We start from the raw sequence: 18,291 nt of genomic DNA on the forward strand, positions 1-18,291 counted from the left end.
ACTTAGCTCCTGTTGGTTATATATTAATTTTTCAACGGTGGAGTCCATAATTTATACAGGTCAGCAAATCCAAATGAATCATATTGAACATGCTGCAGCATAGGATGAATGGGGCGCACGTGCTGCGGATGATGCATGAAACCAATGCAGGCTTCATCAACTACGTATTGGACAATGCGATCAATTCGTCTTTCTCTCTCCTCCGCATTTTCATGTAGGAACAAAACGAATTGGGAATCAATCCATTCGAGCTGTTCATCGCTCAAATAACGACGGAAAGCCAATGCATCGCTGCGGAAAGCAGCAAGCACTGACAGATGCGGATCAAGTGATGATACCTCACCGGACAGGATGATATCCATGTGCGGATCGTTCGTCGAATCATGGACATCGTTAAAGGAGTAGGGATGAAGTTCGATATGGATCCCGATACAGAGCGCCCTTTGTTGAATCCATCCTGCTTCCTCCCATGCCTCTGGGATATCCAGCATATATAGCCGCAGCTTTTCGCCGCTATAGGAGCTGGAGGCTATCCATCTTTTTGCCTCAGTTAGACTTTTCCTAATCAAGGAGCTTCTCCACGGAAAAAAATGAGAGGCAGGGATAAGCCCAGTTCTGCCTAACTCCTTCCACATGGTTTCCACGTCCAGCAATTCGTTCAACGCTTTCCGCAGCATACGATCCCGCATGGTAGAAGAGTGCTTTGTATTATACATAGCAAACCGATATCCAAGTTCCGTGGGACGATCATATGCCTCATTGAAAGGAACTGTTCCAGTGCTAGGGATGTCATATTGGATAAGATGTGCCCGTTCCGGGGGCATTTGCCAACAATGAATTTCATCCATATAAGCGCGCTCGCGAAAATACGAATCAAATGCATACAGTACAACTCGATTCTGCTGGCAGGATACAATTCGATATGGCCCTGTGCCGATAAAGAAGCTGTCCGTATTCTCACCATCTTCGGGGAGGATGATCATCGGTGTTGATGCTAGATAGCGTCCAAACAAAGGATTCGAGCGATGTAGTATAATCCGAGCCACGAGTGGCGAAGGACAATCTATAGAAGCGATATCCCGGGCAAGCCATCGGTTGGGACAGGCTGAATGCATGAGCCTCTCCATGCTGAACTTGACGTCCCGACTCGTCAAAGCGCGATGGTGATGGAACCATACCTGCTTGCGCAAATATATCTTCCATGTTAGCCCCTGTTCATCGACCTCCCACCCAATAGCTAAATGAGGCACAAGCTCATTCTGATCGGCATCATAACGGAGCAGTGTATCCCCGATCAACGAGCAAAGCATTGTATCATAGGTGATCGATACGAACGCAGGATCAAGATTTGTTACCGGAAAGGTCGTAATTGCATGTAACACGTCCTTGCCTAATGTTGTCGACTGCAGCCCCAACTGCTCTTGTATAGGCTTTTGCAAATCACCGATCCACTGCTTTGGAAAAGGAAGCTGAAGCACTTGAAGCAACTGCTCCATGTCCTGTTCCTGAAGACAGAGCTGGATGAAATCAAGCAGATCCTCATAAAAATCCGTAACGAAGCAAATCTCGGATTGATTTCCTCTGCCTCGTCCGGGAATGTAAGTACAATCATACTCAGATACCAGCTTATGTAGCTTTCGTTTAGCATTTTTCCGGCTGCAATGCCATACATTCTCCAGTTCTTGCAGCCGTAGCATTGCGGTATGCTCATGTTCACGCTCGTAGAGATAGGCGCGCAATGATAAATAATCCAGTTGAAGCAATTGACTCACCTCACTAAAAGGGGACATGTAAGCAAGGATTATACCCTTTTTTCCTCTTTTTGCAAGGCTGATAATAGGGATAAAGCAATTATTATTAGTTTCTAAACAAGAGAGAAGCAGGGAGGCATTCCTATGTTCACAACACAAAGAATCCGATTGCGCAAAATGACGGAGCAGGATGCACAGGTGTATCATAGCTGGAGAAACGATGCAAGGGTGATGGAGACAACGAATCCGCATATGGATGTATATGCTCCTGAGGATACTGATGCTTTTGTTCGCACTGTTATACTTGGATCTTCGAGTTCGAAATCGTATATCATTGGTGACGCAGACACGGATACGCCCATCGGAATCATGTCGCTCATTTCAATCGATTACAAAAATCGCAATGCGGAGCTGATTATCGATATCGGAGAACCGGATTATTGGGGGAAAGGGTACGGTCATGAAGCATTGCAGATTTTACTGCATTATGCCTTCAATGAGTTGAATTTGCATCGATTGTCCTTACGGGTGTTCGATTTTAACGAGAGAGCGATTAGGCTGTACTCGAAAATAGGCTTCAAGCAAGAGGGGGTTATAAAAGAGGCCTTATTCCGCAATGGAGCTTGGCACGATATTATCCAGATGGGACTGCTGCAAGCCGAGTACATGAAGTAAAGTCTATAGCGAAAATATGAAAATAAAAGATATACTAGGTGAAAGTGATAACTTTCACTTTTAACATTACAAATATATGCTACTCTTATCTATGTACGGTACATCTTCCGCATGCGCAGCGGACAACCAGTATATACAGACGAGGGGTATAACAACATGAAGAGCATTCGTAAGGCTGGAACTTGGCTGCTCATTTTATGTCTTATTGTAATGGTAGCAGCTTGTGGCAATGGAAGTGGCAAGGAATCGCAAGGAGCCGCACAGCAGGAACAAGGCAAGACCATTACATCTGTCGGGGAAGGTGATGGCAAGCACGGTGCGATCAAGGTAGAGGTTACATTCGACAATAATGAAATTACGGACATTAAGGTACTCGAACAGAAGGAGAACGAAGTTCTGGCCGAGCCTGTATATAAACAGCTGAAAGAAAATATGATCAGCACCAATACGGCTGAAGTAGATGCAATCAGCGGCTCCAGCATGACGAGCCATGGCTTCATTGATGCAGTCAAAGATGCTGTATCTAAAGCAGGAATTACGCTCATCGCGAAGAAGGCAGACTCCTCCAATAAATCCGAGGAGCCTGCGGAACAAACCTATGACATCGTTGTGGTTGGTGCAGGCGGAGCGGGATTCAGTGCAGCAATTGAAGCGAAGAAGGCAGGGGCTACTGTCGTTCTGTTGGAGAAGATGCCAACCGTTGGCGGCAACACATTGATTTCCGGCGGGGAAATGAACGCAGCGAACACATGGGTTCAACAGAAACTTGGCATTAAAGATGATGTCGAATTGTTTATTAAGGATACGCTGAAGGGCGGCGACAACGTCGGTGATCCAGAGATGGTGCGCACGATGGCTGAGAATGCGACCCAAGCAGCAGAATGGCTGAAGGATGAGATCAAGGTTGAATTTTTGCCGGATCATCTCTTCCAGTTCGGTGGACACTCCGTGAAGCGCGCGCTTATTCCACAGGGACATACAGGGGCAGAGCTGATTACGAAGCTGAAGAAGCATTTGGACGGAGCAGGCATTCCGCTGAAGACAGATACGAAAGTGGAAAAACTGCTCACAGACAACTCTGGCAAAGTAATCGGCGTAGAAGCATCAGGCGCTAAAGGAAGCAAGCTGACATTCCATGCGAACAAGGGCGTTATCATTGCATCCGGCGGCTTTGGCTCCAATGTAGAAATGCGTAAGAAATATAATCCGGAGTATGACGAGAAATACATGACAACAGATACTCCTGGCTCTACAGGTGACGGTATCGTGATGGCTCAGGATGTAGGGGCAGCATTAACGAACATGGAGAGCATTCAAACGTATCCGGTCTGCGATCCAGTAACAGGTGTTATTTCGCTCGTAGCGGACAGCCGCTTCGATGGCGCAATCCTTGTGAACCAAAGCGGTAAACGGTTTGTTGAAGAGCTTGAACGCCGCGACGTAATTTCCAAGGCAATTTTGGCGCAAGAGGGAAAATACGCTTACCAATTTTGGAACGAAGATATTGCGAATATTAGCAAAACGCACGAGGTGCATAAGGACGAATACGACGCACTCGTGAAAGAAGGCATGCTGTATAAAGCGGACACGCTTGAAGACGCTGCAAAGTTCTTCAACATCGATCCGGCTGCATTGAAGGCAACGATTGAGCGGGTCAACGGCTTCGCAAAAGCAGGAGACGATAAGGACTTCCATCATCGTGCTGGCCTGAAGGACATGAGCAAGGGCCCTTATTATATTGAAAAAGCAGTTCCATCCGTTCACCATACGATGGGTGGCGTGGTGATCAACAAGACGACTCAAGTATTGAATGAGAAGGGACAACCGATCCCAGGCTTGTTCGCAGCAGGTGAAGTAACAGGTGTCATCCACGGCAAGAACCGTCTCGGCGGCAACGCGGTTGCGGACGCCATTACATTTGGCCGTATTGCAGGACAACAGTCTGTGAAATAAAAGTTAGGCAGATGTGATTATAGTGAAGCCTGATTAACAAGCTAATCATCGTAAATGGAAGTAGGCCGCAGCTTAGCTGCGGTCTTTTCTTGTAGAGAATATTTTCCCAATCACCTATAATGGGAGGATGGCATCATGTATAACCATATTTTTCTTACAAAGGAGACATCGACATAATGGGATCCGCATCACTCTTTGCAAGACCGCATCTAGCAGAATGCGTGCCTGACCTCGTAGCAACGGCAAGAGGAGATAAGAAAGCGACGCTTGTCATTCAGCATGCCAAGCTGGTCAATGTGACTTCTGGAGAAATATTGGACGATATGTCCATCGGTGTACAAGGTTCAAGGATTGCATTTGTAGGCAAGGATGCAAGTCATCTTATCGGAGACACGACGAAAGTTATTGATGCACAGGGCCGTTATGTAGCGCCCGGACTGCTTGACGGGCATTGCCATATTGAGAGCAGCCAGATTACGCCAACGCAATTTGCAAGAGCTGTACTGCCAAAAGGGACAACAGGCGGCTTTTTCGACGCGCATGAGATTACGAACGTTCTCGGACTTCCGGGATTGAAGCTTATGCTTGATGAAGCGAGAACGACTCCACTCGCCGCTTACATGCAGGTCGCTTCCTGCGTGCCTTCTACCGGCCCAGAGCTGGAGACGGCAGGCGCTTCGATTGGACCGGCCGAGGTAGCGGAAGCCTTTACGTGGGGCCCGGACATGATTGCCCTTGGCGAAGTCATGAACTTCCCAGGCGTCGTATTCGGCGATGACAAAATGATTGGGGAAATTCAAGCTGCCTTGCGCGCAGGCAGAGTAGCTGATGGACACTATACATGGCCTGTTCAAGACTGGCGATTGCCAGCATATGCCGCCAGCGGGATTACCGGTTGCCATGAAAGCGTGAATGCTGAGGATGTCATCGCACGCGTGCGGCTGGGCATGTATGCGAAAATGAGACGCGGTTCCGCATGGCATGACGTTGCGGAGTCAATCAAGGCCCATACTGAGCACAATATCGACACGCGCCGCATGATACTCGTCACCGACGATCGGAGTCCAGAGTCGCTAGTAGATGAAGGACATATGGATTTCGTTGTACGCCATGCGATTGCGCAGGGAGTGCGTCCTGTGACGGCATTCCAGATGGCAACCATTAATACAGCAGAACGATTTGGCGTGGCGCGGGATGTAGGTTCGATTACGCCGGGTTCGTTCGCGGACATGATTATACTGGACGGTCATATTTCCGACGTGAATGTAATCATGACGATTGCTGCCGGACAAGTAGTCGCCGAGCATGGTCAAATGGTCGTCGAACTTCCAGAGTTCCATTATCCCGAATCAGCGATTCAATCCGTACACTTGGCTCGTCCGGTAAAGGCAGAAGACTTCGTGATTCAAGCGCCGATTATGGGCGGTGTTGCAACTGCTCGTTCGATTCAAGTGAGGGAGAATCATGTGGACACGAAGGAATTGCTTGTGTCTGTGCAGGTTGAAGACGGAATCGCATCATTACGAGATCAAGCGGATTTATGTAAATTAGCCGTCATCGAGCGCCACCGTGGTACGGGCAAGCAGGCAGTAGGCTTCGTATCCGGTGTTGGGTTCCAGGAACCGGCTGCGTTGGCTTCGACGGTGGCACATGATTGTCATAACGTCATGGTCATCGGCAACTCCGACGAGCTTATGGCGAAAGCAGCGAATGTCGTTGCCGATATGCAGGGCGGTATCGCGCTCGTTACCGAGACGGAAATCGTAACGTTGCCGTTGCCCGTTGCTGGCCTTATGTCGAATGCGCCGTTCGAGCAAGTGGCGGAACAATCGAAGGCTGTTAGCAAAGCCTTGAACAAGGCAGGCTGCACGATGAACTATGCGTTCATGACCTTATCGCTGCTTGCGCTTGTTGTCGTTCCCGAGCTCCGTCTGTCAGATATCGGCCTCATCAAAACGACGGAACAAGGTTTTGTTCAGGTGCCATTGTTCGTGGAGCAATAAAATTAGCATTCATCATTATATACAGTCATTTCAGTCAGGCGTCTTTCCAAGCGGAAAGCGCCTTTTTTATATAATCTTTTCTTATGAAATTAATGAATTAGAAAGGTGGAAACTGCATGCAGAGACACTTGCAGCTGCTCCTACTATCGTCCAATTATTCTTGCATACGTTACAGGCGTGGGCTGATAAGGATAGAGCGGAATTTACAAAAAAAATTACACCGCAAATTTTACACTGGATAAAAACAAGGCATGGAAGTTCGGGCAAATTGATTAAGGTGTGGGCATGAGGAGGATAAAGAAACGGAATGTCTTACGCTAACAACCAATGCTGTAACGGTAGAGATCGTAGAAGGACAATCGACATGATGAAGCGAAAAGGAAGAGATACGTTTAATAGCTTACTAGTTGAGGTGCACCGTCATGACGAAACTATCTATCGGCCGTATGGCCGAGCTGAATCATACCTCTGTACAAACACTTCGGTATTATGACAAGCTCGGTCTCTTGAAGCCTGAGTTTATTGAAGAAAGCACAGGTTATCGGTATTATGCAATCAAGCAGTGCGCAAGATTGGACATGATCAACTATATGAAGTATCTGGGAATGTCCTTGGACAGCATCAAGGCATGGCTCGATCATGAAGAGGTCGAATCGATTCCTGCAATGCTGCGGAAGCAGGCGGCGCTAATTGAGCAGAAAATGAATGAACTGGAGCAGATGAGGAGAGCAGTTAACGTAAGCATCAACAATTATGAAACGTATATCCAAGCGCCAAAAGACGGATATATTGTGCTGGAGCACATTCCTGCACGCAAAGTCTTTTGCTATGACAGCGGCATCAATATCTATGAGAACACGTTGGAATCCTATGAGTATATATTGCGAGAGCTGCGAACACAGGCAATTGTGAATCACCTGCCGATGGCATACTTCTGCAATGTCGGTTCAATGATACGCAAGGACAGGTTGAAGCGAGGTGAGTTCGTATCCACGGAAATATTTCTATTTGTCGATGATGACTTTGCTATGCAAGAGGGGGTTGAATGGATTCACGAGCACGACTATTTGTGCATCTATTGCAGCAGTTTCTTCGATGAGCAGGAGTGCGCTAATAAGCTGCTCGCCTACGTTCGCGAGTTTGATTACGACATCATAGGCGATTACATTTGCGAAGTCGTAGTTGAACTGCCGGTATTTCATCATGAGGAGCGCAACATGTTCATGAAATTGCAGATTCCCGTACAAAAGGGATTGACTCTATAGTTGCTATAGAGTTTATGATGAGGACATAGGAGCTCCAAGTATTTCAGATACATTAGATTGTGAAATTAATAACAATCCATTAAGGAGGCTGTCCACATGCGAGAAAAAATCAGAGTGATTCAATATGGCTGCGGGAAAATGGGGATTTACTTTTTGAGATATTTGTATGAAAAAGGGGCCGAAATCGTTGGTGCAATCGATCTGAATCCGAACGTCGTCGGCAAGGACGTTGGCGAAGTAGCGGGACTCGGCGTGAAGCTGAACGTGCCGGTTCGTTCGGATGCAGAGGAAGTTTTCAAAGAGTGTGACGCGCAGGTGTGCATTATTGCGACGACGAGCTTGCTAAGCGATACGTATGCTGCATTCGAACTTGCTGCGCGTTATGGGGTGAACGCCATCAGTACATGCGAAGAGGCCTTCTATCCATGGACGACTTCTCCGGCGCTGACGAACCGGTTGGATCGGCTGGCGAAGGACAACAACTGCACGTTGACGGGATCCGGGTATCAGGATGTATTCTGGGGCAGCTTGATCACGACATTGGCAGGGGCAACGCATCAGATTACGAGAATCGAAGGCATGTCCAGCTACAACGTGGAAGAGTACGGCATTGCACTGGCAGAGGTTCATGGTGCGGGATTGACGCTTGCGGAATTTGAAGAGAAGATTGCAAGCAACAATGACTTGCCTTCCTTCATGCGCAATGCCAATGAGTGGCTGTGCTCGCAGTTCGGCTGGACGATCAAGTCGATGGATCAGCAGTTGATTCCGATGACGCATGACAAAGATCTGTACTCGACGACACTCGGCAGAACGATTCCGGCCGGCGACGCGACGGGTATGTCCGCGGTCGTCACTACGGTAACCCATCAAGGATCGGTCATCGTGACAGAATGCATCGGCAAAGTATATGCGGAGGATGAAGTAGATCATAATGACTGGATCATCAAGGGGGAGCCGAAGACAGAGGTTAAGATCTCGTGCCCGGCTACCGTAGAGCTTACCTGTGCAACGGTGGTCAATCGTATTCCGGATCTGCTGCAGTCACCTGCGGGCTTTTACACGACGGAGAAAATGCCTCCGGCACAGTATCGCACCTATCCGCTCCATTATTACGTGAAATAATATAGATCGTGACAAGGCAATGGCTGTAAAGCTGTTGCCTTTTTCTGTAACTATTCCCTGTATAATTTTTGGAAATTTTACAATTGTGCGATGAAAGTCATTGCATTCCGGCAAGATGCAAGCTAGAATAAAATATAATATCAAAATGATAGTTTTGTTTCGAAATAAAATTTCTTGGCGAGTAGGGATAGACATATGTCGATACATGATAATATTTTGATCAAAATCCGTGATATGAAGGATAGTCTTACGCCAGTAGAACGTATCGTTGCTGAGTACGTGCTCGCAAACTTGGAAGAGATTCCGCACTTGTCGATCAAGAACTTGGCGCAGCTGACGAAGACCAGCGATGCATCCGTGCTTCGCTTCTGCAAGACGATGGGCTATTCAGGCTACCGCAGCTTTATCGTCAGCATCTCCGCATCAATCGGATCGATGGATGACGAGCAGAAGGATCAGTATACAGACATTCAACCAGGGGATGATTTAGATACGATCATCTCTAATATTTCGCGCAACAATAGTAAATCCATCGAGGATACGCTCTGTGTCATTGACCGGAAAGAAATCGGCCGTGCCGTGCAGGTGCTGCGCGAGAGCAATCGGGTTGTGTTCTTCGGTATTGGCGCATCAGGGCTCGTTGCGATTGATGGGGAGCAGAAGTTCTCGCGCATCAACAAAATGTGCCATGCGTATACGGACGGGCATAGTCAGTTAACGGCGGCTACACTGCTCGATAAGGGCGATGTGGCGATTTTTGTCTCGAATTCAGGCGACACGATTGATATTCTGGATTCGTTGGAAATCGCCAAGAAAAATGGCGCCTGTATTATTGCGATAACGAAATATACAAAAAGCGAGCTGGCGGATAATGCCGATATCGTGCTGAGCATATCCACGCCCGAGGTTACGATTCGCAGTGGTGCGATGGGCTCTCGTATCGCTATGCTGACGGTAATCGATATACTTTTTGCAGGAGTCGCGAGTGCGGAATATAAGAATGTGAAGAAGTATTTGACGAAAACACATAATATTTTGGCCAGCAAGCATCGTTGATACGAAGAACAGATCAACATGGCAGACATCGGCAGGGCACGTGCGCCGGTGTCTTTTTTTGTTGAAAAACAAAAAATAAAACACCAATAATTTATTTTATAATAAAATTTTATTTCAAAAACTGTTGACCATGATGACATTTAGGTCTAAGATGGATATATAAGCAAGTTATACAACACAGGATAGGAGGATGGCTATGGATGAGTATCTGGCGGGTCTAACGACAGAAGAAATCAATCCAGAGACATTAGTGATAGACGAGTGCACAACCGATCAGATGCTGCGCCTCATGAATGAGCAGGATTCAAAAGTTCCGCAAGCGGTTGCAGCAGAGATTCCGCAAATTGCCAAAGCGGTCGACTCCCTGCACAATGCGCTCAAAAATGGCGGTAGAATGTTCTATGTCGGGGCTGGATCTTCCGGCAGACTCGGCGTCCTCGACGCTTCAGAATGTCCACCCACTTTCGGAACTGACCCTTCGCTAGTGCAAGGACATATCGCTGGGGGAGACACTGCACTGAGATGGGCCGTTGAAGGCTGCGAGGATGATGCAGAGGAGGGGATGGCATTAATCGAGAGATGCGGCGTGACGGACAAGGATGTGGTTGTTGGCATTACAGCGAGCGGAAGCGCACAATTCGTAATTGCTGCCTTGAGAAAGGCGCGGGAAATTGGTGCGGCGACGATCGGCGTAGTGAATAACAAGCAATCCAAACTAGAGAGCGTCTGCGATGTATGCATCTCACCTGTTGTAGGGCCGGAAGTCATTATGGGATCGACAAGATTGAAAGCGGGTACAGCCCAGAAGTTGGTACTGAATATGCTGACAACTTGCACGATGGTTAAACTTGGGAAGACCTATAATAACTTGATGGTTGACTTGAAAGCGAGTAATATCAAGTTGCGCGACCGTTCAGTTCGGATTATCCAAGCGGTTACAGGCGTTGATGCGAAGACTGCGACTAGCTATTTAGAAAGCGCTTCCATGAACTGCAAACTAGCCATCATGATGATTAAGACAGGACTTGACGCAGCTGAAGCGGAACGGGCATTAGAGCAGAGTGAAGGTAGTTTGAAAAAAGCAATTGGCACGTTTACAAAAGCGGTATAAAAATCATTCGATATCCTTGAGGGGGGCTTTATCAATGAGAAAAAAAATGCGTGTATTGGCGTCCATCTGTGCTTTTACCTTGGCAATTTCCTTGCTATCGGCTTGCGGAAGTTCCAATGATGCAAAATCCGGAGAACAGGCGAACGGAGGCAAAGGTGGAAAAGATACAATTACAGCTTTGTTGCCACCAGTATCTGGTAAGTTCCAAGATAACTTCAAGCAAATGGAGAAGGAATTTAGCGAGTTGTACCCTGACTTGACGCTGAAGATTGAGCCAGCAAGCTGGGAAGATGTGACGCAGAAGCTTGATACACAAGTTAACGCGGGCAGCCCGCCAGATATTGCATTCATCGGTTCCACAGGTATTCCAAAATACATCCAACAAGGTATGTTGATGGATATCTCAGATACAGCTACACCGGAAATGATTGCTGACTATGACAAAATTCCACTTGAATACATGAAGAACGGCAACGGACTTTACGGCTTCCCGGCATACATGGAAGTACATGCGTTGGGCGGTAACAGAGAGTTCTTGGAGAAGGCAGGAATCGACTGGAAGAAAGTTCAGCAAGAAGGCTGGACATTTGACGAATTCCGCGAAGCTGTGAAGAAGGGCGTCGTGAAGGAAGGCGACAAAACTTCCCGTTATGGATTCGTATTTGCAACAGCAGGTGTAGCTTCCAAGGATTACTTGGGTATTTTGGTCAAGAATGCTGGCATGCCAGATCCATTCGATAAGGATTTGAAATATGCGTACACAAGCAAAAACTTCTTGGAAGTACTGAAGGATATTCGCACACTCATTGATGACGGCTCCATGCCGAAAGAACTCAGCTCTGTTGACGCTGGTAAGCGTTGGAACATGTTCTTGACAGGGCAAACGATGATTACAGGTAAAGGTCTTGCAACTTTCGAAAATAACGCGAACGAAAACAACGAAAAAATCGCGAAAAAAGATGGCAGCGAAGTGAAAGGCAGCATCCCGGTTCAATATACGGTTCTTCCAGTTCCAACCTTCTTGGGGCAAGAACAGAAATCTACTGTTGCGGTAGATGGTTATGTAACGTTCCGTGGTAAAAATGAACCAACGCCTGAGCATAAAGCGAACGTAGTAAAAGCTGCGTACTTCCTTGCAAGCGGTAAAGTTGCAGCAACGACGAACAATGATCTCTTTGCAGCACATATTACGGCATCAGCTAAGAAAGAAGCTGAAAAAATGCCAATTCAAAGAGACGAGTTCAATGAAAAGGCTGTACAAACATTGCTCAGCCATGCAGCGCCTGCACGTCCAGACATCCCATCAGATCTGGGTGCAAAAGCAATCAAAATGGAAACAGAAGTCATTGTCCCTAAACTTCAAGCTTTGATCGCCAACGAAATTACGCCGGAGAAAATGTTCGATGCTGTGAAAGAGGCAGCGATCTCGACATTCGGTGAAGACGGCATTGTGAAGGACTAAGAAGAAGTCAGCTTCGGATAGCCGTATGATACAACGTACGGCTATCCGGAAATGTTTATGACATTGCGTATTGAAAGGGGTTTCACATTATGGCCCAATTAGCTAAGCCGTTGAAGAAACGGAAAATTAGAGGAGATTCCGGTTGGGGATATGCGTTTATCGCGGTTGCATTAGTGGTCTTTGCAATCTTTACCGCATATCCGGTCGTAAGTGCCTTTATAATCAGTTTTCAGGATTATAAACCGCTAGGATCTACATGGGTAGGATTCGATAACTATATTTCTTCCTTTAAAGATCCGCTCTTTTGGAAGTCAATTAAGAATACGGTTGTGTATACGATACTTACAGTTCCCGTTGCATTGATGATCTCGTTTGCGGTCGCCATTCTCATCTTGCCGCTCAGCAAGAAGCTGCAGACGACGTTCAAGGCCGTTTACTATTTGCCTGCTGTTGCATCAGGCGTTGCTATGTCCGTTGTATGGCTGTGGATCTTCGATCCTATGGAATCCGGGATTATGAACCAGCTGTTAGGCCTGTTCGGCATCAGCAATTTGAACTGGCTCGGCTCAAGCGCGACTTCAATGTTCTCCTTGGTTCTGATGTCCTGGCTGGCAAGCCATGGTACAAGCATCATTATTTATTTGGCAGCATTGCTCGGTATTGATGATAGTTATTATGAGGCAGCAGAATTGGATGGCGCTTCTTTCCTGAAGAAGCTGTGGTACATTGTCATTCCTTGCTTGAAGCCAACAACGTTATTCTTGTTGGTAACCGGTGTTATCGGCTCTTTCCAAGTATTCCAGAACGCTTATCTGATGACAGGCGGCGGCCCAGACAACTCGACAACAATGGTCGGATTGCTCATCTTTGACAACGCATTCAAATACTTTGAATTCGGTAAAGCTGCAGCGCAATCTCTCGTGTTGGCTGGAATTATCGCTATTATATCGTTCGCTCAGTTCAAATTTATGGGTAAAGACGTGGAGTACTAAGGAAAGGGGAGAAGCCAACGATGTCACTTTACAATCCGCATAATGGAAATCCGGCGGCTAAACATACGAGAAACGCTGCCATCATATTCATACTTTTACTATTTGCTTTGGCAACGATCTTCCCTATTTATTTTATGCTTATTTCTTCCTTTGGGGATCCCGTCGAAGCTGGGGCGATGAACTATTCGCTCTTCCCATCCAAAATATCTTTTGAATCGTATAAGTTCTTCTTTGATTACAGTGAATACTCACTGCGCTGGTTATTGAACTCATTATTTGTGGCGGCTGTTGTTACGGTATCAAACGTATTCTTTGCAAGTATGGCTGGCTATGCCTTCTCTAAAATTAAGTTCAAAGGCAGAACAGCATTGTTTACATTGCTTCTCGTTGCGATGATGATTCCGTATCAGGTAACACAAGTGCCGTTGTACATTTTGATCGTTAACATTTTCCAAATTCAAAATACGTACAGCGCTTTGATTTTGCCTGGTCTCGTTACTGTATATAATATCTTCCTTTCGAAGCAGTTCATGAGCAGTATTCCGAATGAGGTACTGGAATGTGCGAAGATTGAAGGCTGCAACCAGTTCCAAGTGTATTTCAAAATCATTTTGCCTTTGTCTAAAACAGTGCTCGCGGTAATGGCGATCCTGACGTTTATGGATAGCTGGAATACGTTCTTCTGGCCATTCTTGGTTACCAATACGATGGATATGCAGACGATTCAGGTAGGCCTCAAAAACTTCAGATTTGCCAACACGACTTACTTTGCGCCGATGATGGCAGGGGCTACAATCTCAGCGTTGCCTATGTTTATTCTCTTCTTCAGCTTGCAGAAGTACTTCTTGCAAGGGGTAACCGTAGGTGCGGTGAAAGGCTAATAGTCCTGCAATCTAATCCTGAACCTTCATCGCTGCGATGAAGGTTTAATGTTTAATTGGAGGTCCTGCGATGCTTATCACATGGGACAACAAATATAGGGAAGACGTTATCGCATTATGGAATGAAGAGGCCGTTCGCGATGGATATAAAGAGCTTACAGCAGCGAGTTTCTATGACATATTTTGTTCTAACCCATACTTCGATTCGGAGAACACATTCGTTCTGCTTGATGATGAAGGCGGTGTGCAGGGCTTCGCTTGCGGCTGTACGGGAGATGATCTGCCGCTAGGTCATGATGCTGGATATATCACCTGCATCGTCTTGTCTCGGAATTACCGTACAGACGAGTACTATACACGAATGCTGGATGCAGTTGAGGGGCGTTTCCGTGAGCTTGGGAAGAAGCAGGCAGATATCCTGTTCTTCAATCCAATGATGCTTCCTTGGTATATTCCGAATACACCGCAGCATGAGCATAACAATGCGCCTGGGGTGCCTGTCGGAAGTGAACTCTATCATTACCTGCTGCAGCATGGCTACTTCGAGCGAGCGGTTCAACAAGCGATGTATCTGCCATTGGCTAGCTTCGAAGTTCCGGAGCAGATCGCGAACAAAGAATTGAAAGCGGCAGCAGATGGCTACGCGGTTGAATTGTACGACCTTAATCGTCATCGTGGGATCGAGTCGATGCTAGAGGAACTACACAACCCATTTTGGACCAGGGAGATTAAGCAAGCAGCTGCTAACGGTGTTCCCGTAGTGATTGCAGCCTATCAAGGAGAAGCAGTTGGCTTCGCAGGGCCGGTCATTCGCCAGCAGAGCGGTAGGGGATATTTTGCAGGCATTGGCGTGAGCCCGCAACATGAGGGACATGGACTTGGAACCATTTTGTTTTTCAAGCTTTGCGAAGCATTTCGCAGCATGGGAACGGAATATATGTCGTTGTTCACAGGCAGTACCAACCCTGCGCTTCGCATTTACGAGAAGGCAGGTTTCCAGACAGTCAAATCATTTTCAATCATGAGGAAGGAGTTGTAGGTATGAGCGAGCAGCGTCGAACGATTCTAGCAATTGGTGGACATGTGGGGGATATGGAGCTGACGGCTGGCGGTGTATTGGCAAGTCACGCACTTAAGGGCGACCGTATTGTAACTTTGGCTTTGACAGCAGGAGAGCGTGGGGTTCCAGCCGGCCAAGATATGGCGGAATATCGCGAGCAGAAGGTGAACGAAGCGAAGGCCTTCGCGGAAATGCTCGGCGGCGAAGCGATCGTATTCGAAATCCCAGACGGGGAACTGAAGGATAATGAAGAAATGCGCTTGAGAGTTTGCAATGTCATTCGTCAGGTGCGTCCGAACATCATTATTACGCATTTCAAGAACAGCATGCACAAGGATCATATGACGACCCATCGCATTGTCAATGATGCACGCTTCTTCGCTGGGCTGGCATCGTTCGAGCGAGAACTCCCTGCATTCTTCGCTTCTACACTCTATTATGCAGAAAATTGGGAGGATGCAGTCGACTACAAGCCTTATGTGTACGTGGACTTCTCGCAAGAAGCTTACGATCTGTGGGTGAAGGCAGTGTCCTTACATTGGTTCGTAACGGGCAGCAAGTCATTCCCATATCTCGAATACTACAAGCACCTGGCTCGGGTCCGCGGTATTGAGGCACGGAAGCAATATGCGGAAACGTTCATGGTTCCAGCAGAGACAATGTGTGTTCGGAAATCGGAATTGTAAAATTGGCAAGTGAACGCGCACTTAGAGGGAGGCACCTATGATCCGCAACGGTATTGATTGCATTGGAGAATATACGGAGCTATTCAAAGGCAAGCGAATTGGTCTCATTACATCGCCGACTGGATTGAACAATCAATTCGAATCGACGATTCAAATTATGCATGACAACTTCAATCTTGTAGCGATGTTCTCGCCGGAGCATGGCGTTCGTGGCGACTTAGCTGCAGGGGCACAGGTTGAGACTTACACCGATCCATTTACAGGCGTTCCGGTATACAGCTTGTATCGCAAGGATTCCAAGCGACTCAGTCAAGAAATGCTGGATGAAGTGGACATGGTTGTATACGACATCCAGGATGTAGGTGCACGCTATTATACGTTTATTTATACAATGCTGTACGCGATGGAAGATTGCGCGAAGGCAGGCAAGGAATTCGTTGTTCTGGATCGGATTAATCCACTTGATGGCACGACGGTTGAAGGGAATATCTTAAAGCCAGGCTATCAATCCTTCGTCGGCAACTATCCATTAGCTGTACGGTATGGTTTGACCGCAGGAGAGGTCGCTCTTATGGCGAACGAACAAATGGGTTGGAACTGCAAGCTTCATGTCGTTCGTTGTGACGGTTGGGAGCGGTCGATGCAGTTCACGGATACGGGGCGTCCTTGGGTTATGCCGTCTCTGGGATTGCCACGTTATGATTCAGCACTGTTGTACCCGGGGACTTGTGTATTCGAAGGAACGAATATATCGGAAGGCAGAGGGACGACAGCACCATTCGAAATGATCGGTGCACCGTTCATTGAGGCAGAGAAGCTGGCAGACGAGATGAATCGTCAGAAGCTGCCGGGCATTATATTCCGTCCAGTATACTTCAAGCCATCCTTCTCGAAGTTCGAAGGAGAGCAATGCGGCGGGGTGCAGATCCATGTGCTCGACAATCGCGCGGTGCAGCCGTTTGAAGCGGGAGTTAAGCTTATGTTCACTATTAAGCGCAATTATGAGCAGTTCGCCTTCTTGCCGCCAGTGAAGGAGAATTCCAGACCGTTCATCGATTTGCTCTGCGGAGACAAGTTGTATCGTGAGGAATCTCTTGATGTAGAAGCGATGCTGGAGCAATTCCGTGAAGAGAGCAGAGAATTCAGAACCATGAAGCAGCAGTATCATTTGTATAAATAGAAATCTTTCTTTACAAGGAAGATGAAGGATGTGAGCTTACGTTGACATACGTAGCAGGCTTAGACGGCGGCGGTACGAAGACGGCAGTAACGATAGCGGACGAACATGGAGCAGCCGTGCATACCTTCACATCTGGTGCCATTAATATCAATGGTCAGGATGAAGCGAGTGTGCGAGCAAGCTTGCAAGAAATATTTGAGACGATCGCCAGAGTATGCGGCGGGTTGGGCAACTGTAAGCAGGTGTGCATTGGTGCAGCCGGAGTCAGCAACCCGACAGTCGTAACACGGCTGGAAGCCATTGTTCGCGATTGCGGATACGAAGGTGGGCTAATCATTACCGGTGATCAAGAGACAGCCTTGTACGGCGCCCATGATCGTGAATATGGCATCATTCTTATTGCAGGCACAGGCTCCATTTGTTATGGGAGAAATGAAGCGGGTCAGTCTCATCGCGCAGGCGGCTATGGCCATCTCATCGATGATGAGGGCAGTGGTTATAGCATTGGGCGTGACTTGTTGTCCATCGTTGTACGGGCACACGACGGACGCATACCGGCATCGCCGATTACAGATATGGTTATGGAACAGCTGGGGATTGAGTCTATGCAGCAATTGATTCGATTCGTATACGATAAGCAGACGAATAAGAAGGATATCGCAGCTCTTGCTCCGATACTATCGCGGGCATGTGAGCTCGGTGATTCTGCGGCTCTAGAGATTGCTCACAAGGCGGCAAGTTCGCTCTGTGAACTTGTTATCCCGGTTGTAGAGAAGCTGTCTCTGCAGTCAGGAACAGTTGCCATGGCAGGAAGCGTGCTGCTGAAGAACAGCAATGTGCGGGATGCCTTCATAGCCATGCTCAAAGAACACTATCCCAATATGGACTGCATTACACCGAAGAAAGATGCTGCGCAAGGCGCAGTCATCATGGCATTAGCTAAGCTTGCAGCCTGCTCCTAGGAGGGCGAGCTTATTAGCAAAGGTACACTAGCACTTTACATTAGATCGCGGTAAGACGTATCTTCTACGAAATAAGAGAAGATGCGAGCAGCCGCGATTTTTCTATTATAGAGAGAAGGTTGAATATTC

The 18,291-nt window shown here is 47.3% G+C and carries 15 protein-coding genes; 14 read left to right on the forward strand and 1 reads right to left on the reverse strand.

Annotated elements, in window-relative coordinates; all coding sequences use genetic code 11:
- Positions 1-23 precede the first annotated feature (23 nt).
- Positions 24-1,763 (reverse strand): ABC transporter substrate-binding protein, encoded by a 1,740-nt coding sequence (locus tag BP95_RS0106185; protein WP_028531660.1) that lies wholly within the window; start codon positions 1,761-1,763, stop codon positions 24-26.
- A gap of 132 nt (positions 1,764-1,895) precedes the next feature.
- On the opposite strand from BP95_RS0106185, the gene BP95_RS0106190 reads away from it, so the two are divergent.
- From BP95_RS0106190 to BP95_RS0106255, 14 genes are all read left to right on the forward strand, one after another.
- Positions 1,896-2,426, forward strand: coding sequence for a GNAT family N-acetyltransferase (locus BP95_RS0106190; protein WP_028531661.1), 531 nt, complete (start codon positions 1,896-1,898; stop codon positions 2,424-2,426).
- Positions 2,427-2,582: 156 nt separating this feature from the next.
- Positions 2,583-4,379 carry a flavocytochrome c gene (locus BP95_RS0106195; protein ID WP_028531662.1) on the forward strand — a complete coding sequence of 599 codons (1,797 nt, stop codon included), beginning with the start codon at positions 2,583-2,585 and terminating at the stop codon, positions 4,377-4,379.
- Positions 4,380-4,555: 176 nt separating this feature from the next.
- Positions 4,556-6,382: an adenine deaminase gene (locus BP95_RS0106200; protein ID WP_028531663.1), complete on the forward strand. Its 1,827-nt coding sequence runs from the start codon at positions 4,556-4,558 to the stop codon at positions 6,380-6,382.
- Positions 6,383-6,804: 422 nt separating this feature from the next.
- Positions 6,805-7,647 (forward strand): MerR family transcriptional regulator, encoded by an 843-nt coding sequence (locus BP95_RS0106205; protein ID WP_028531664.1) that lies wholly within the window; start codon positions 6,805-6,807, stop codon positions 7,645-7,647.
- 96 nt (positions 7,648-7,743) lie between these two features.
- Positions 7,744-8,772: an NAD(P)H-dependent amine dehydrogenase family protein gene (locus tag BP95_RS0106210; RefSeq protein ID WP_028531665.1), complete on the forward strand. Its 1,029-nt coding sequence runs from the start codon at positions 7,744-7,746 to the stop codon at positions 8,770-8,772.
- Between the two features lie 195 nt (positions 8,773-8,967).
- On the forward strand, positions 8,968-9,828 hold the full coding sequence (locus BP95_RS0106215; RefSeq protein WP_021254307.1) for a MurR/RpiR family transcriptional regulator: 861 nt from the start codon (positions 8,968-8,970) through the stop codon (positions 9,826-9,828).
- A gap of 196 nt (positions 9,829-10,024) precedes the next feature.
- Positions 10,025-10,939 carry an N-acetylmuramic acid 6-phosphate etherase gene (murQ, locus tag BP95_RS0106220; protein WP_028531666.1) on the forward strand — a complete coding sequence of 305 codons (915 nt, stop codon included), beginning with the start codon at positions 10,025-10,027 and terminating at the stop codon, positions 10,937-10,939.
- A 34-nt stretch (positions 10,940-10,973) separates the two neighbouring features.
- A complete protein-coding gene (locus tag BP95_RS0106225) occupies positions 10,974-12,401 on the forward strand; it encodes an ABC transporter substrate-binding protein (protein ID WP_021254305.1) in 1,428 nt (475 codons plus the stop codon).
- 89 nt (positions 12,402-12,490) lie between these two features.
- Positions 12,491-13,393 (forward strand): carbohydrate ABC transporter permease, encoded by a 903-nt coding sequence (locus BP95_RS0106230; protein ID WP_021254304.1) that lies wholly within the window; start codon positions 12,491-12,493, stop codon positions 13,391-13,393.
- Positions 13,394-13,413: 20 nt separating this feature from the next.
- Positions 13,414-14,274, forward strand: coding sequence for a carbohydrate ABC transporter permease (locus tag BP95_RS0106235; protein WP_028531667.1), 861 nt, complete (start codon positions 13,414-13,416; stop codon positions 14,272-14,274).
- A gap of 70 nt (positions 14,275-14,344) precedes the next feature.
- The gene (locus tag BP95_RS0106240) at positions 14,345-15,313 is read left to right on the forward strand and encodes a GNAT family N-acetyltransferase (RefSeq protein ID WP_028531668.1); all 969 of its coding nucleotides are present in this window, start codon (positions 14,345-14,347) and stop codon (positions 15,311-15,313) included.
- Between the two features lie 2 nt (positions 15,314-15,315).
- Positions 15,316-16,020 (forward strand): PIG-L deacetylase family protein, encoded by a 705-nt coding sequence (locus BP95_RS0106245; RefSeq protein ID WP_028531669.1) that lies wholly within the window; start codon positions 15,316-15,318, stop codon positions 16,018-16,020.
- 37 nt (positions 16,021-16,057) lie between these two features.
- The gene (locus BP95_RS0106250; RefSeq protein WP_028531670.1) at positions 16,058-17,200 is read left to right on the forward strand and encodes an exo-beta-N-acetylmuramidase NamZ family protein; all 1,143 of its coding nucleotides are present in this window, start codon (positions 16,058-16,060) and stop codon (positions 17,198-17,200) included.
- A gap of 41 nt (positions 17,201-17,241) precedes the next feature.
- Positions 17,242-18,162 (forward strand): N-acetylglucosamine kinase, encoded by a 921-nt coding sequence (locus BP95_RS0106255; protein WP_021254416.1) that lies wholly within the window; start codon positions 17,242-17,244, stop codon positions 18,160-18,162.
- Positions 18,163-18,291 lie beyond the last annotated feature (129 nt).

The sequence above is a fragment of the Paenibacillus sp. UNC217MF genome (assembly GCF_000686865.1).
Taxonomy (GTDB): Bacteria; Bacillota; Bacilli; order Paenibacillales; family Paenibacillaceae; genus Paenibacillus_B; species Paenibacillus_B suaedae.

Bases quoted from the DNA above. Each gene is read 5' to 3' on its own strand.
- BP95_RS0106230 (WP_021254304.1), top strand. From the start codon at position 12,491: ATGGCCCAATTAGCTAAGCCGTTGAAGAAACGGAAAATTAGAGGAGAT.
- BP95_RS0106240 (WP_028531668.1), top strand. From the start codon at position 14,345: ATGCTTATCACATGGGACAACAAATATAGGGAAGACGTTATCGCATTA.
- murQ (WP_028531666.1), top strand. From the start codon at position 10,025: ATGGATGAGTATCTGGCGGGTCTAACGACAGAAGAAATCAATCCAGAG.
- BP95_RS0106225 (WP_021254305.1), top strand. From the start codon at position 10,974: ATGAGAAAAAAAATGCGTGTATTGGCGTCCATCTGTGCTTTTACCTTG.
- BP95_RS0106250 (WP_028531670.1), top strand. From the start codon at position 16,058: ATGATCCGCAACGGTATTGATTGCATTGGAGAATATACGGAGCTATTC.
- BP95_RS0106245 (WP_028531669.1), top strand. From the start codon at position 15,316: ATGAGCGAGCAGCGTCGAACGATTCTAGCAATTGGTGGACATGTGGGG.
- BP95_RS0106195 (WP_028531662.1), top strand. From the start codon at position 2,583: ATGAAGAGCATTCGTAAGGCTGGAACTTGGCTGCTCATTTTATGTCTT.
- BP95_RS0106235 (WP_028531667.1), top strand. From the start codon at position 13,414: ATGTCACTTTACAATCCGCATAATGGAAATCCGGCGGCTAAACATACG.
- BP95_RS0106205 (WP_028531664.1), top strand. From the start codon at position 6,805: ATGACGAAACTATCTATCGGCCGTATGGCCGAGCTGAATCATACCTCT.
- BP95_RS0106210 (WP_028531665.1), top strand. From the start codon at position 7,744: ATGCGAGAAAAAATCAGAGTGATTCAATATGGCTGCGGGAAAATGGGG.
- BP95_RS0106200 (WP_028531663.1), top strand. From the start codon at position 4,556: ATGGGATCCGCATCACTCTTTGCAAGACCGCATCTAGCAGAATGCGTG.
- BP95_RS0106215 (WP_021254307.1), top strand. From the start codon at position 8,968: ATGTCGATACATGATAATATTTTGATCAAAATCCGTGATATGAAGGAT.
- BP95_RS0106190 (WP_028531661.1), top strand. From the start codon at position 1,896: ATGTTCACAACACAAAGAATCCGATTGCGCAAAATGACGGAGCAGGAT.